Annotated in this window: 14 protein-coding genes and 1 tRNA gene; 7 read left to right on the top strand and 8 right to left on the bottom strand. The window is 68.8% G+C overall.

All coding sequences use genetic code 11. The features are described 5' to 3' along the window. Positions 1-105 precede the first annotated feature (105 nt). Entirely contained in the window at positions 106-933 is an 828-nt protein-coding gene (locus tag F0344_RS17185) for a glycerophosphodiester phosphodiesterase (RefSeq protein ID WP_185299625.1), read from the bottom strand. Between the two features lie 221 nt (positions 934-1,154). Between F0344_RS17185 and F0344_RS17180 the strand changes: the two genes are divergently transcribed. Next, entirely contained in the window at positions 1,155-2,768 is a 1,614-nt protein-coding gene (locus F0344_RS17180) for a S1C family serine protease (protein WP_185299624.1), read from the top strand. Between the two features lie 57 nt (positions 2,769-2,825). Further along, a tRNA-Ser gene (locus F0344_RS17175) sits at positions 2,826-2,912 on the top strand. Between the two features lie 163 nt (positions 2,913-3,075). Here F0344_RS17175 and F0344_RS17170 read toward each other — a convergent pair. After that, positions 3,076-3,831 (bottom strand): GntR family transcriptional regulator, encoded by a 756-nt coding sequence (locus F0344_RS17170; protein ID WP_185299623.1) that lies wholly within the window; start codon positions 3,829-3,831, stop codon positions 3,076-3,078. A gap of 199 nt (positions 3,832-4,030) precedes the next feature. On the opposite strand from F0344_RS17170, the gene F0344_RS17165 reads away from it, so the two are divergent. Next, positions 4,031-4,327: a hypothetical protein gene (locus F0344_RS17165; RefSeq protein WP_185299622.1), complete on the top strand. Its 297-nt coding sequence runs from the start codon at positions 4,031-4,033 to the stop codon at positions 4,325-4,327. Positions 4,328-4,461: 134 nt separating this feature from the next. Beyond that, a complete protein-coding gene (locus F0344_RS17160) occupies positions 4,462-5,871 on the top strand; it encodes an IS4 family transposase (protein ID WP_185296855.1) in 1,410 nt (469 codons plus the stop codon). Positions 5,872-5,950: 79 nt separating this feature from the next. Here the strand turns inward: F0344_RS17160 and F0344_RS17155 are convergent, their stop codons facing one another. The 5 genes from F0344_RS17155 to F0344_RS36840 form a co-directional block, all read right to left on the bottom strand. After that, on the bottom strand, positions 5,951-6,751 hold the full coding sequence (locus tag F0344_RS17155) for a hypothetical protein (RefSeq protein ID WP_258049979.1): 801 nt from the start codon (positions 6,749-6,751) through the stop codon (positions 5,951-5,953). Positions 6,752-7,862: 1,111 nt separating this feature from the next. Further along, the gene (locus tag F0344_RS17150; RefSeq protein WP_185299621.1) at positions 7,863-8,684 is read right to left on the bottom strand and encodes an aminoglycoside phosphotransferase; all 822 of its coding nucleotides are present in this window, start codon (positions 8,682-8,684) and stop codon (positions 7,863-7,865) included. Positions 8,685-8,789: 105 nt separating this feature from the next. Next, positions 8,790-8,927, bottom strand: a complete 138-nt coding sequence (locus tag F0344_RS17145) for a hypothetical protein (protein ID WP_185299620.1) — start codon at positions 8,925-8,927, stop codon at positions 8,790-8,792. After that, the gene (locus tag F0344_RS17140; protein WP_185299619.1) at positions 8,924-10,042 is read right to left on the bottom strand and encodes a radical SAM protein; all 1,119 of its coding nucleotides are present in this window, start codon (positions 10,040-10,042) and stop codon (positions 8,924-8,926) included. Before F0344_RS17140 ends, F0344_RS17145 begins: the two co-directional genes overlap by 4 nt. Further along, positions 10,030-10,803 carry an ATP-binding protein gene (locus F0344_RS36840; protein WP_185299618.1) on the bottom strand — a complete coding sequence of 258 codons (774 nt, stop codon included), beginning with the start codon at positions 10,801-10,803 and terminating at the stop codon, positions 10,030-10,032. The genes F0344_RS17140 and F0344_RS36840 overlap by 13 nt, the downstream gene beginning before the upstream one ends. Before the next feature lie 180 nt (positions 10,804-10,983). Between F0344_RS36840 and F0344_RS17130 the strand changes: the two genes are divergently transcribed. Further along, complete coding sequence (locus F0344_RS17130; RefSeq protein WP_185299617.1) at positions 10,984-12,261, top strand: hypothetical protein; 1,278 nt, start codon at positions 10,984-10,986, stop codon at positions 12,259-12,261. Beyond that, positions 12,258-12,806: a GNAT family N-acetyltransferase gene (locus F0344_RS17125; protein ID WP_185299616.1), complete on the top strand. Its 549-nt coding sequence runs from the start codon at positions 12,258-12,260 to the stop codon at positions 12,804-12,806. The genes F0344_RS17130 and F0344_RS17125 overlap by 4 nt, the downstream gene beginning before the upstream one ends. Positions 12,807-13,219: 413 nt before the next feature. Here F0344_RS17125 and F0344_RS17120 read toward each other — a convergent pair whose 3' ends face one another. Further along, positions 13,220-14,128, bottom strand: coding sequence for a bifunctional DNA primase/polymerase (locus tag F0344_RS17120; protein ID WP_185299615.1), 909 nt, complete (start codon positions 14,126-14,128; stop codon positions 13,220-13,222). 348 nt (positions 14,129-14,476) lie between these two features. Between F0344_RS17120 and F0344_RS17115 the strand changes: the two genes are divergently transcribed. After that, on the top strand, positions 14,477-14,788 hold the full coding sequence (locus F0344_RS17115; RefSeq protein WP_185299614.1) for a hypothetical protein: 312 nt from the start codon (positions 14,477-14,479) through the stop codon (positions 14,786-14,788). Positions 14,789-14,860: the final 72 nt, after the last annotated feature.

Genomic DNA, 14,860 nt, shown 5'->3' with positions numbered 1-14,860 from the left:
ATGCCCCAATGGACTGGACCGGAAACCGGCCAAAGGTCCGCCAGTGACGCACTCGTAACGATCGGGTACGGAACGAATGCGCCGGTGCACACCCTGTAACGGATGTTAAAGACGACCCAGTTGGGACAGGACCTGTTTTGGGCGATTGGTGATGATCGCCCCGACCCCGAGGCGTACACACAGCTCCACGTCCTCCGGTTCGTTCACCGTCCAGACGTGTACGCGGTGGCCGGCGGCGTGCAGGCGGTCGATGTAGCCGGGGTGACTGCGTACGATCCGCATCCCCGGACCGGCGATCCGGGCACCGGCGGGAAGCCGTCCGTCGCGGAGCCGCGGGGTGACGAACTGCATCAGGTAGACGGTCGGCAGTGTGGGCGCGGAGGCCTGGACGCGGTGCAGGGAACGTGCCGAGAAGCTCATGATGCTCACCGGGGAGGGGGCGTCGGCGGGTGGATCGTGCAAACCGAAGCGCTTGAGCAGGTGCAGCAGTCGCTCCTCGACCTGCCCCGCCCAGCGGGTGGGGTGCTTGGTCTCGATGGCCAGCTGAAGGGGACGCCCGGCCGCGCGCGTCTCCGCGACCAGTTCGAGGAGGCGCTCCAGCGTGAGTACGGAGGTGAGTTCGCCCGGCGCCGGGTCCCAGTCCGGGGACTCCTCGCGGTCCTTCCAGGAGCCGAAGTCGAGAGCGGCGAGGGCGGAGAGTTCCAGGGTGGAGACGGCGCCACGGCCGTTGGACGTGCGGTTCACCCGGCGGTCGTGGACGCAGACGAGATGTCCGTCCGCGGTGAGCCGTACATCGCACTCCAGAGCGTCGGCACCGTCCTCGATCGCCTTTCGGTAGGCGGCGAGCGTGTGCTCCGGGGCGTCGTCCGAGGCCCCGCGGTGGGCGATGACCTGGATGGGGGTGCGGTTGGTGTGCTGCCGTGCGTCCGTCACCGCGTCATCGTGTCACCGGACGGCGAGAGGTGTGCGCACCTTGAAACGCAAGACATGGGACGGGACACAGGGGGAGACCGTTTTGTCTGATGTAAAGATTGGTGTGCGGATGCACAGGTCCTGCTTACAGTGGCCTGACGTGCTGTGGGAAAAGCTGACCGCAGACACGTGCACAGCGGATCTCTTGCCGAAGACCGAGTGGAACCGAGGAGTAAAGAGCTGTGAGCACCGAGAACGAGGGCAACGAGGGCACTGCGGTCCCGGCCGTACCGCCTGTTCCGTCCACACCTCCAGTGCCGCCGGCCGCTGCTCCCGAGGGCATGCCGCCGTTCGCGGCGCCGGCCCCGGCCGCTCCCGCTGACGTGCCGAGGGCCCCCGAGGCTGTACCGGCCCCTGCTCCGGACGCGGTCCCCGGTGCGGCGGCCGGGAACCAGCCGCACGAAACCACCCAGCAGCCCTACGAGCAGTCGCAGCCGTATCAGGCGTCGCAGCAGCAGCCGACTCACCAGCAGGCGCACCAGCCGACTCACCAGCAGGCGCACCAGCCGACCCACGAGCAGGCGCACCAGTCCTCGCACCAGTCGGCGTATCAGGAACCGGCGGCGACGGGCGGCTGGCCGCCTCCCCCTCCCGCGATTCCCTCGTACGCCGGCGGCGGCGACTCTGGAGCGGTCTGGGGCGCTCCGGCGCACGCGGCCCCGGAGCCGTCGCACAAGCGGCGTGCGAGCGGTCTGGTCGCCGCCGTGGCCGTGGCGGCGCTCGTCGCCGGCGGGATCGGCGGAGCCCTCGGCTACTGGGTGGCCGACCGTAACGACACGGACTCCGCCACCGGGTCGACCACGATCGCGGCTTCGAACAGCCCGAAGGACTTCAAGCGTGACCCGGGCACGGTCGCGGGCGTCGCGGCGAAGGCGCTGCCCAGCGTCGTCACGATCGACGCCCAGAACGGCGACGGCGAGGGCGGTTCCGGAACAGGCTTCGTGTACGACAAGGAGGGCCACATCCTCACGAACAACCACGTGGTGGCCTCCGCGGCGGACAACGGCCAGCTGACGGCGACGTTCTCCAACGGCAAGAAGTACGGCGCCGAGGTCGTCGGCCGCGCGCAGGGCTACGACGTGGCCGTACTGAAGCTGAAGAACCCGCCGCAGGGCCTGACGCCGCTGGCTCTCGGTAACTCGGACCAGGTGGCGGTCGGCGATTCGACCATCGCGATCGGTGCGCCGTTCGGCCTCTCCAACACGGTCACCACGGGCATCATCAGCGCCAAGAACCGCCCGGTCGCCTCCGGTGACGGTTCCAGCAGCAAGAACTCGTACATGAGCGCCCTGCAGACCGACGCCTCGATCAACCCGGGCAACTCCGGTGGTCCGCTGCTCGACGCGGGCGGCGCGGTCATCGGCATCAACTCGGCCATCCAGTCGACCAGCGGTGGCCTCGGTCAGTCCCAGGCAGGCTCGATCGGCCTCGGTTTCGCCATCCCGGTCAACCAGGCGAAGAACGTCGCGGAGCAGCTGATCAAGACCGGTAAGCCGGTCTACCCGGTGATCGGCGCGACGGTCACCATGGACGAGACGACGGGCGGCGCGGTCATCTCGGAGGAGGGCGCGGGCGGCAGTGCGGCGGTCTCCCCGAACGGGCCTGCGGCCAAGGCGGGCCTCAAGGGCGGCGACGTGATCACGAAGTTCAACGACACCGTGATCGAGAGCGGGCCGACCCTGATCGGTGAGATCTGGACCCACGAGCCGGGTGACAAGGTCACATTGACGTACAAGCGCGACGGCAAGACGGCGACTGCCGAACTCACCCTGGGCGAGCGCGAGGGCGACAGCTGACCGGCTAGGCTGTCCTTCGCGTCGAGGCGGGCCCGGCCCGCCGGCTCGACGACGCGGGGTGGGTTGCCCGAGCGGCCTAAGGGAACGGTCTTGAAAACCGTCGTGGCAGCGATGTCACCGTGGGTTCAAATCCCACACCCACCGCAAGTGAGAGGCCCCTGACCAGTACGTATGGTCGGGGGCCTCTGCCATGCCTACTCCCTGCCGGGCACCCGCTGTTCCCCCTGGTTTCCCGCTCTGTCGGGCACGGAAGGGGCACGCAGGGGGCACGGCCGGGCCACGGCTTTGGAGCTGCCTGGGCAGCTCGTCAGCGGTTGATCGGGATCTCGTAGACGATCTCGCAGTGCGCTGCGGGCACCACGATGTCCGCTGTCTCCACGGGTCGGCCGTCATCGCTGTAGTACGTCCGCCGGATGTGCGTCACGAGCGCGGCTTTCTGGATACCGAGTAGCGATGCTTCCTCGGCGGTCGCGTGCCTCGGTTCGGGCTGCTCCACCGCGTGGCTGATGGTGACTCCGATCTCGGCCATGCGGTTCACGACCCCAGCCCCCGCGTGAGGCCCTCCCTCGGGAAGAACGACGAGGGTTCCGCCAGTGACGGCGTACGGCTCCCAACTCGCCGACAACTGGACCGGCTTCCCGTCCGCAAGGAACTCGTACGTCGTGCGGACGCACAGCTCGCCCTCGGCGATCCCGAGCCGCGTCGCGATCTCCGCCGGGGCCGGCACCTTCGCGTCGGTCCGGCTCTCCCAGTCGCCCTGTCGGCGAAGGGCCTTCATGTCCTGGCGGAACGGGGATCCACTGGGCTGCTCACGTGCCGACGACCGGACGACCCTCACGCGCTCCCGGGGCTCGGCGACGTAGGTGCCCGATCCGGCCCGGCCTTCCAGCACGCCTTGGGAGATCAGCAACTCCTGTGCCCTGCGGACCACGTTCTCGCCCACGCCGAACTCCTGGCCGATCTGGGCGCGGGATGGGAGACGGTCGCCCGGTTCCCAGACGTGCTCCGCGATGCGCTGCCGGAGTTCGTCGGCGATGCGGAGGTACGGCGGTTGCTCAGACATATGGAAAATCTAGTCCACTAGCTCTAATCTAGTTAACTAGCTTCACTGAAAGTGATCGCTGGCAACGGAGGGTGCGCTGTGTCCGCTTCGGGAGCGACCGCGGCGGCTCTCGCCGACCGCTTGTCTGACGCTGGCCTCCGCCCGCGCGTGGAGGAGAACACCCGGTTCACGACGGTCGAGGCAGAAGCCCGGCCTGGACATGGACCGCATCAGCTTCACCGTCCTGCACGCGACCGCCGCAGATGCCGTCACCACCGCGGCCGGCATCCTTCCCCCGGCCGGGCCCGCCGACCTTGTCGGCGTCATCGGCCGGGCCGTCCTCGACGCCCTGCACCCTGTCGGCAAGCGGCACCGTGTCAAGGCCCGCACCCGGAAGAACCCCACCAGCAAGTACGGCCCGAACGCCGGACAACACCCCACGACCAGCCAGAACTACACCATCGACACCACGGTTACGTTCTTCGAGCACGGACTCAGCAACCGCTCAAGGCGCTAACGCAACGGTGTTGCGGTAGAGGTCAACGCCGTTGCGTTTGGGTTTTGAGTCGCAGGTCAAGCCCTGTTGAATGACGCAACGGGACGTCCTGATAGATCAGCTTGTGTCGAGCAAGAAGATCATCGGGAGTCCCGTTGCAGGAGAAGTCTGTCATCACGCGCACGGTCGAGGCGGCCGGGGGTGTGTACGCGCCCGGCCACTTGGGCGAGCTGACCCAGATCGTGGACTTCGTACTGGTGGACGCGGTGATCGATGAGACAGGGTCACGTGAGAAGCGGCTGCGGCTGCTGCCGTCCCGGGTGGTGGTCTATTTCGTCCTCGCGCTGGCCCTGTTCGAGGACTGTTCCTATCGGGGCGTGTGGGGCAAGCTGACGGCGGGGCTGGAGGGACTGCCGTTGGTGCGTCCGGCGGTCTCCTCGCTGTCCCGGGCCCGACGGCGGATAGGAGCGGCACCGCTGCGGCGGCTGTTCGAGATCCTCGCCGGACCCGTCGCCCACCTCGGGCAGGCCGGCTCGTTCTATCGGGGGCTTCGGACCGTGGCCGTGGACGGCACCTTGCTGCACGTGCCCGATGAGGAGGCGCTCACCTGGCGCTATCCCAAGCGGGCGGGCGAGAGCGTGGAGTTCGGCTACCCGCTGCTACGACTCGTGGTCCTGGTCGAGTGTGGCACCCGTGCCGTGCTGGCCGCCGCGTTCGGCCCCGAGAGTGACGGCGAACTCACCTACGCGGGACGCCTGTTGAGTGTGCTGGACCGCACGATGCTCCTGCTGGCCGATGCCGGCTTCGACGCGAACGAGTTCGCCCGGGACGTCCAGGCCACCGGCGCCCAGTTCCTGGTGCGCTCCTCCGCCCGCCGCATACCCACCCCCTTCCGGCACCTGGACGACGGCTCCTACCTGGCCCGGATCGGCTACGGCGTCCTGCCCGTCATGCTGACCGTCCGCGTCATCGAGGCGTCCGTCACCGTGACCCTGGCCGATGGCACCGTCCGCACCGAGCAGTGGCGCCTGCTCACCACTCTCCTCGACCCGGCCGCCCACCCAGCTGCCAGGCTCGTGGATCTCTACCACGAGCGGTGGCAGTCGGAGACGACGTACTTCTCGATCAAGGCAACGATGCTGGACGGCCGTGTCCTGCGCTCCCGCAGCCTGACCGGCCTCGACCAGGAGGTCTACGCCCTGCTCACCACCTACCAGGCCCTGATCCGTGCCGCTTCCGACACCGCCTGCACCCGGCCCGGCCTGGACATGGACCGCATCAGCTTCACCGTCCTGCAGACCACCGCCGGCGACACCGTGACCACCGCGACCGCGATCCTGCCCCCGACGGGACCCGCCGACCTCGTCGGCACCATCGGCCGGGCCGTCCTCGACGCCCTGCACCCCGCCCGCCACCGGCACCGCGTCAAGGCCCGCACCCGAAAGAACCCCACCAGCAAGTACGGCCCGAACGCCGGACAACACCCCACGACCAGCCAGAACTACACCGTCCACACCACTGTCACGTTCTTCGAGCACGGACTTGCGAGCCGCTCGCGGACGTAAACGCAACGGTGTTGCGGTAGAGGTGGTCCCATGATCACCACTGCGAGGTGGCGTCGACCGGCCATGTGGGTGGGGCGGATCAGACGTGGCAGTGCACGTTGACGAGCAGAGTGTCGGCGGGCAGCGCGATGAGATAGGACTGCACCTCCGGGTGTTCCATGCCGAAGTTCGGCTCGTGGACGCACTCGAGGGGACCGTGGCATGCGCCGTGCAGGGGAGGATCGCCAAGTTCGTACCACCATCCACTGAGCGTCAGCACGTTGCGCAGTGGCAGAAGGCTGAACTCGTAGGTCGCGACGTACTCCTCGCGGCTGCGTCGTCCGATTCCGACCGGGTCCCAATCGAAAGAGAAGTGGTCCGCGATGTCGGGCCGGGCCAGCCTCGGCGCTACATCCACCCAGGCACGGACGGCCGGCTGCGCCCGATAGTCGGCGGCTTCCCGCGATGTCTCGTATGAGTCCCTGGCCCCTCCGGCGGCGAGGTAACGGTAGAAAAACACTGATTCGTCGTCCGGGGCCAGGTGGCGGGAAACCACCTCCTGCCAGCGATCCCACACCCGACCCGCGTGACCAGCGGCTTCCGCCCGCAGGACGTCGCGGAAGTCGATCAGCCCCCGCGGCCCTCCCGCGCATCCCCCGGGGACCGCGGGCTCCAACGAACCGTCCCAGCGGGGGCGATCAGCGACCAATCGCAGATCACCCTCATGACCCGCCAGCACCGGCAGACCCACGGAACCGCAGATCCGATAGCTGTCCCACACATCCCGTTCCACGGCGCCCACACCGTCACTGGCAAACGGCGCCATCGCTTCCGCGACCGCCTCGTCCACCCTTTTCGCAGCCGAACCGGGCAGGCATACGGTGATCGACATTCCAGCCATCCCGGGATCGTATGCACCAGGTTCACCACCCGCCACCTCGTTGTCCGGTTGCGGGTCAGCGCAACGGGGCGCGCTCAAGGGCGTTCACAAGCTGGATGATGAGCGGCCGTACGACCTTCGCCGAGGGGAATACCGCATAACCGGAATGACGCTCCCCGCCAGTTCCGCCCGTGTGGTGCGCATCACAATCAACTCCCTTCACGGGTCTGGCTTCCTGGTCCGTGCTGACAAGGGTCCAGAGAGTTCCCGGTTCGGCTAACCGGCGATCGTCGGCTATGTTCACCGGCCCGCAATCGCGGATCACGTATAGAGGTGCGAGAGATGCCCCGCGTGTGACCCCGCGCGAGGTGACCTGGACCACGCCTCCGCATCCGTGCGAAACGGGCCCCTTCCCCCGGCGCGGCCAGCACAGTCGACAAAGCGAATAACTCTCCCAAACGGGCATCTCTCGCCCCCTGCCTGTGGATAACCCGACCAAATGAGCCAACTACGGTTCACCTGTGGATAGTTATCGTCGATTTCACGAACAGCCCCAGGCAAGAGCGGGCGAATAGACAATTCAGCCGATGAATCGTGCAATCCATGACAAAGTAGCCCACTTCTACCGGCCGCCGCGGCCGAAGAGGTGAGCTGTCCAAAGTTTCTTTACTGGATCAAGGCGGCCCGCTGGCGCGGGCCGCGCGGCGGCCCCAGGCCGCCGCTGGCTCCATGTCTCCGCCACCGCCCGCGACGGCCCCCGCCCACTCGCTCCGCAAAGCCCGAGAAGCGGGCGGACGGACCCGGTAAGAACCCCGACAGCCGCCCCGTGGCGAGCACGGCCGGCAGGGGCGGGGCGCATGCCAAGTCCGCACCGGTCACCGCGGATTGCCGTTCAACCAGCCGTAGCTGGGGCGGCCGGCCTCCACGGCTTTACCCACCTGTTCGGGCCGGGGCCCGCGTCGGGCAAGTCCAGGGGGCCACTCGTTCAAATTCCGGGCAGGGGCAAAGCCTGCCCGAGTTGCCGGGCCAGCGTACGGCCCCCTGAACATGCCCGACCCCAACCCGAACAGGACACCGGCCAAAGACGCTCCGGCCGGCCGCTCGTTCGGCTCACCGGAGCTGAGGGTTCGGTTCAACCAGCTCTGCGGTGTGCGTGCCAGGTGGTGGCGGCGGTCGCGAGGCGCAGGGTCCACGGGTCGGGGTCGGCGGTGCTGATCTCGGCCCACACGTTCGCGTTGGCTGCGGCGAAGGCGGTGATGCCCTCGGCGGCGGCGGTGTGCCAGGCGGGGATCTTGGCTGCCCACTCTTCGGCCGATGCGGGGGTGTGCCCGGCGGCGATGAGCCAGATGATCCAGTAGCCGGCGTCGAGCCAGGCCGCTCCGCGGGTCGCCCAGGCCCAGTCGACCAGGCGGGCTCGATCGCCCTGGGGGGCGTGGCCGTCGACGAGGACGTTGGCGTTGTTCAGGTCGGTGTGGAGGAGGTGAGTTCCGGAGAAGAAGCGGAGGTCGTCGGGGTGGGCGGCGTAGTGCTCCAGGCGCTGTTCGGCATGGCGCAGTTCGATGCCGGGGCAGGAGGTCTCGCTGAGGCGGCAAAGGAGGGCGGCGACTTCGGGGAGGTCGGGGGAGCCGGGGGAGTAGTCGGCGTGGTGGCCGCCGAGGGCTTCGAAGCCGAGAAGGTCCCATCCGGCGGTCTCGACGCGCCAGCGGAGGGCGGGGGCCAGGCCGGTGAGGAAGGGGGCGACGGTGGCCTCCCGGCGCTGGGTCCAGGCGCGGGGGTGGTCGGTGCGCAGGCCCTTGATGTGCCAGGTGCCCGTGGCGGAGGTGACGCGGGCCGCGATCTCACTATTGAAGCCCTCGGCTGCCTCTTCGACCGTGAGAAGGGGGCCGGTGTGCGCCACGACGGCGGCGCGGGCAGCGGACGGCAGCCGGTCGAGGCCGATGCGGGTGGTCGCCATGGGGCTTCACTCTTCCACGGGTGCGGGCATGTGGGTGCGCAGTGGTGCGGGGGCTTCGGGTGGAAGAACGTCCCGAGGCCCCCGCGGTTCTTTCCGGCCGGTTGTCTACCGGTAGGGGTTGTCGTCGTTGCAGCCCGGGATTGCGCCCTCGGCCAGCACCTCCAGGTCGTCCAGGAGGACCACCCCCTCGGGCTCCTCCGTGGCCGGCGGCCGGGGGCCGATCTCCACCATGACAGCGGTCATGACGCTTCCTCGCTTCCGTGTTGGCAGTAGGTGTTCAGTGGTGCCTTCGCCTCCTGGTACGCCTTGGCGAGCGGTCGGCAGACCCGGCAGGTGCCGGAGAGCTGACAGCCGCCGCAGCCACCGGTGCGAAGCATCTGGGCATCGGCGATGCCGGGCAGACGGAGGAGTCCGTCCAAGCCCTCGGTCATGAGGTCGATGGGGTTCTCGCGGCCGACCTTGCACATGGTTGCCAGACCGTGCGGGTCGACGTGGAAGAAGGTGTGGCCGGCGGGGCAGCCCTTGAAGACGCTGCTCTTGTCCAGGAAGCCAGGGGCCTGCGCGGCGAGGGGTTCGGGCGTGCCCGTGTACGTGGGAGAGATCGTTCCGTACTCCTGACGGCCCGCCCCGTACCCCTCGGCGAGGGCCCGCATGGCGTCCAGCTCATGGGCGTTGTGCCGGGTGATGATCAGCGCCAGTTCCAGCGCGATGCCGGCCTCGCGTGCCGCGACGAGCCCCTTTTCGACCAGCTTGAACGCTCCCGGCTTCCGGGTGAGCGAGTCGAAACTGTCGGGGGTCGCCCCATAGAGGGAGACGGTCACCTTGTGCGGCGGCAGGTCGCGCAGGAGCTCGATGATCTCGGGGCGGTGGAGCCGGGAGCCGTTGGTCAGGATCTCGATCAGCATCCCGGACCGATGGGAGAGCGCGTACGCGTCCATGAAGTGCCGGTCGATCAGCGGCTCACCACCGGTGAACTGGAGCCACAGCACCCCGGCGTCCCGCAGCAGGCGCAGAAGCCGGACCTTGTCCGGCCAGGGCAGCCCCTCGAACCTCCGCTCCGCGAGGTAGCAGTGCTCGCAGTTGAAGTTGCAACCCTTGTTGATCTCGTACGTGGCCCGGCCGTAACCGAGGCCGGTCTCGGAGCGTACGAGAACGACGTCCCGCATCACCGCGCCCGCCAGGTCCAGGCCCCAGGCTGTGCGGGCGTGGTCGAGGAGCCAGACCGGCACAGGGCTACTGCTCTCGGCGGTCGAGGCCAGCTCTTCGTAGAGCGTCCGGGGAATGCGCATGCCGCCCTTGGAGCCAGGGCGGGCGACCAGGAACGTTCCGTTGTACGGGCTTGCGATCAGCTGGTGCACGAGATCTCCTCCAGGGAGTCTTCCCAGGTGTGCTGCTCGGTGTGGTCGGCGAACAGGCAGCAGCCCTCGCCGTCGGGCCCCTGGGCGGCCACCGGGCAGTCCGGCAGTACGACGAGCCGCGCCTCGTCCGTCCCGTGCCAGCGGAGCCACAGAGCGGTCCCGTACGCGCCGGAGTCGGCGAGGAGACCGAAGTGCTCACCCTCGCTGTGCGCGAACAGCTGGCACTGAACCGCCCTGTCGACATACGTGGCGGCCGACTTCTCCCGCGCTTCCCGTGACAGGTCGAGGGGCACCCGGCGCCAGTGCGTGCACTGCATTGCGGCACCGTCCGGAGCAAGCAGTTCGGCGCGTACGGTCTTGCTGCTGCCGTCCGCGTTCAGGAACCAGCCGACGCGGGCACCCAGGGCCCGAGCCAGGCAGATTCCGCGGCCGGACGCCTGGTCCGGGGACGGAGCGACGATCGATCCGAAGCCGGGGAACGCGGGCATCGGGTCGGACACGTCGATCAGGAGCGTTCGGTCCTCAAGCGCGAGCCGCACACCGACCAGAGCGTCCGGCTTGCTGGCGTGCCTGACCGCGTTGGCGACCAGCTCGGACAGGATCAGGACGGCGTCCTCGACATCGCCGCCCCACCGCCACAGGGTGAGCGTCCGGCGAGCGTGGATACGGGCCAGGGGCACGCTGCCGCTCACCATCGAGTATCCAAGCGACCACTCCTGCTCCACAGGAGCCACGGTCTGCGGGTCTTCGATCGAGGCCACCGTCACGGTTCCTCCTCGCTGGCGGTCCAAACCGCGGCCTCCTCGGACCGCCGCACCACCAGAGAACCGCCGCCCACCAGTCAAGGCACAGGCAATTCCCCCACTGGGGCGCCTGCTGCCAACCGGTAATTTTTACCTGACCAGGCATCACATTCTCGTGCCCACGGTTACCGTGACCGCATGACGGGGAACGAGTTACTCGCCGCCAAGATGGCAGCGGCGGGCCTGAGACAGCACGAACTCGCCCAGGCGCTCAACGACGAGATCGGCACCCTCACCGGCAGGCCCGGCACTCTCCAGGACCGTCACGTACGGAACTGGCTGACCGGAAAAACCAGGTGGCCGCAGGAACGACAACGGCGCGCTCTCGAAGCAGTAATCGGGTGTACTGCTCAAGAGCTCGGCTTCATTCCGCCGTCGCGCTCCACAGCACCGCCCTCATTACCACCGGAGGAATCCGTGCGGCGACGAACGTTCGCCGGCAACGTGGTCGGCCTCGTTGCCGCCACCGCACTGCCGCCCCTGCCCGCCACGTCGTACCGTCGCATCGGAATGAGCGACACCGAACGTCTCCGTGTCGCCTTCGCCGATCTCGTCGCATCCGACAATGTGACCGGAGGAACCCCCAGCCTGGAGACCCGTGCGGTCGCCTTCGCCCACCACGCGATGGAGCTTCAGGCCGTCGGGTCCGCCAGTCAGCGCGTCCGCGCCCGGCTCTACGAACTCGCCGCCGCCTTCACCGGGACCGCACTGTGGGCCGCGGTGGACTCCTGCGAACCGGAGCGAGCACAGCGGCACCTCGAACGGGCGATGACCCTGGCCGGTCTGTCCGGCAGCGCCGAGATCACCCTGCGCCTGTGGGGACACGCCGGAATCCTCGCCCGCCAGACCAGACAGTTCAACGACGCCGTTGCCGCAGCGACCGCCGCCCGGGCCTCTGCCGCCTGCCGTCGGGACCCACTCTTCCGCTCGCTAGCTCACGCGCGTCTTGCTGGCGCGTATGCCGGAGCCAAGCGACCCACCGACGCCCTGCGGACCCTCGAACACGCCATCAAGGCATTCGACGGTGCTGACCCCCACGCCGACCGGCCCGTCTGGATGGGCTTCTACGACCGGGCGGAGCTGCACGGTCTGTCCGCCCTCGTCCACGCCGGCGTCGGCCGTCACGACGAGGCGGAGGCCCACCTCCACCACACGTTGTCCCTGCTGCGCCCTGGCTTCAACCGCAACCGCTCGTACTACCGGTCCCACCTCGCGCTGGCTCAACTGCGGCAGGGCGAGGCTGAACAGGCATGCACGACCGCCCTCTCTGTACTGCCCACACAACCGGGTGATTCACTGACTGAGCGCACCAGCCGGTTGCTCACGGAGTTCACAGCAGGGCTGAACTCTGCCGCGCCCAGGGCTCGGTGCACGACCGAGTGGATGGACCAGTACCGCCCGAGGAGGCCGCAATGACCGCCGAGATCCGGCACTACACCGCCGAGCAGCTCCCGGAGATCAGGCAGCACATCCTTGACATCCACGCCGAGGTGAGACATCGAGACTTCGGACTCACCGGACCGTTCTACGACGTGGAACGTTTCGACGAGCGGTTGTCCACTTACGCCTCTCGGCCCGACTGGAGTGCTGCTTTCGCCACCGAGGACGGGGAGCCCGTCGGGTTCGCCTTCGGCTGCCCTCTCCCTGCGGAAACCCGATGGTGGGCCTCCATGATCACCGAGCTGCCCGACGGCTACACCGACGAGGACGGCGTCCGTACGGTCGCCCTCAACGAGATCGTCGTCCGCAAGCCCTGGCGCGGGCGCGGCATCGCCTGGCAGATCCACGAGGAATGGCTCTCCCGCCGCACCGAGTCCCGCGTCACCCTCCTGGTCAACCCCGCCAACGGCAATGGCGCCGTCCAGGCCGTGTACGAGGCATGGGGCTACCGGACGATCGGCAAGCAGCAGCCGTTCCCCGACTCTCCCGTCTTCGCCTGCATGACACGCGAGCTGCGCTGACATCGTCCGGACTCCTCCAGTGGACCAGGTGTGGACCGCCGGAGGGAGCGAGGGGCCCGGAGAGCGGGGAACGAGCAGGTCAGGAACGTTCGAGAGGCTTCCCGCAGCACCCTCTTGAAAACCGTCGTGGCAGCGATGTCACCGTGGGTTCAAATCCCACACCCACCGCCGAGGTAGGCACAGGTACGGATCAGAAGGGGCGCTCCGCTTGAGGGGCGCCCCTTCTGCATGGGCGCCGTCTCACCTCGAAAGGCCTCTGTCATGTGTGGACGGTGTGCGGGCCGGGGAGCGGGGCAAGGGGCCTTGTGCGACCGGACGTTGGTCTCGGCGAGTGGGGCGACCGGCCAGCAGACCGACGACCGGTGAGAAGAGGGATGTGGTGGCAGGCGTGCCCGCCGGCCACCCCTGAACGTTCAGGGGTGGCCGGGGTGGCCCGTGGTCAGGCGGGCAGCCGAGGCGATGGCGGCTCTGGCCTCCTGTTCGGAGAGGCCGGTGTGGACCGCGGCGGCGGTGAGGCCGTCCGCGAGGTCGTCGCCGAAGCCGTGTTCGTAGGCGCGGCAGGCTGCCCAGAACAGACTTGTGTTGCGCTGGCCCTCCCGGGCGGACCGTACGAACTGGATCAGGCCCTGGCCTCGGCCGCCCGCGCCCTGGTGGGATGCGGGGCGATGGTCTGTGGGACGACGGGGGCGGCGGAGACGTGTGGGGGGTGTGAGCAGGTGGAGAAGCGTGCGGGGGCATGGGGCGGGGGTGAGGTGGGCGGTGCCCGGGGCCAGGCGGTAGGTGCCGTGGGCGGTGACCGAGCCGGGGCCCACGAGGTATCCGCCGAAGCCGCGGATGTCGATGCCGGGCGCGAGGCGGCTCGCCGAATTCGGTACGGCCACGTCGGGCGGACCGGTCAGCCAGAGGTGGCGGCCGCCGCTCGGGGTGAGCACGGTGATCGTCGGCGGAATGGTGAACCGGTGCCGCTCGGCCAACTGCTGGAGCGCGGCCATGGAGTCCTTGCCGCGCGCGGTGTCGAAGTCGAGGTCGATGCCGATGAGGCGGTGCGGTGGCCGGCCGCAGGCGATGCCGTAGCCCGTGGCGCGGGGGGCGGCGGCGAAGAGGGCGCGTACGGCGGCGGGGTCGGTGGTGGCGTCGTGGACTCCGTGGCCGGGCCGCCCGCAGGCGCCCCGGCAGTGGATCGGGGGGTCCTCGCCGTGATGGGGGGAGCGCAGGGCGGGGAGCTTGGTGGCGGACAACGGGATGACGGGGAGCCCCCGCTCGGCGGCGGCGAGCGCGTGGGCCAGGGCCAGGGTGGCGGACTGCCGGTCTATGGTGGCCATGCTTCATTCTCGTACAGGCGTTCGATAGAGGGAAGGGTGCGAAGGCTGCCGGCGGGCGGAGGGCCGGTGGGGAGGGGCTGCGCAGGAACGCTTCTTCCCATGGGTGGTGCAGGGTGAGGTGACCGTAGGGCTGCGAACTGGCGGTTTCGAGCGGTGGGAGAGGTTTGTCGGCTGTTCCTCACGCTTGAGGGGGAATCGAGGGCTGCGGGGTGGTTCGACGGGGATTCGGTGGGCAACTCTGGTTCTGCGACGTCGTGCCCAACAACTCCGGAGCGGTCGGCCAACTGCTCCGGAAATCGGCCGTAACAGCCGTATCAAGCCGCATTTTCGGTTCCTGGAGGAATTGACATGGCAAGCATTCGTATCGTTCGCACCTTCGCCGCTGTTGCCGCCCTGCCGCTCACTGTCGCGCTCTTCGGTGGTGTGGCCGCGGCCGACAACGGCTCGTTCGCGAACGACGGATCGAACGCGGCGGTGGCGACGATCGGCGGCAGCGGTGTCGGTGGCCACAACCTCGGCAACTCGTCGACCTCGCAGCAGCAGGCGGTCGGTTCCGACGCCTCGAACCAGAGCAACTCGGCCCAGGTGAACGGCTCAGCTTTCACGGCGATCGACCAGTCCAACCACGACTACGCGGTGAACTTCACCCCGTTCTGGTGAGCCGGACGCCCGAGGACTGCTGGGGGGTAGGTCCACGGTGATGTGAAGCACGCTTTGCGCGGCGGCACTTCG

The organism is Streptomyces finlayi (genome assembly GCF_014216315.1).
In the GTDB taxonomy this organism is placed as follows: Bacteria; Actinomycetota; Actinomycetes; order Streptomycetales; family Streptomycetaceae; genus Streptomyces; species Streptomyces finlayi_A.
This window is presented reverse-complemented; position numbering and strand designations above follow the sequence as displayed.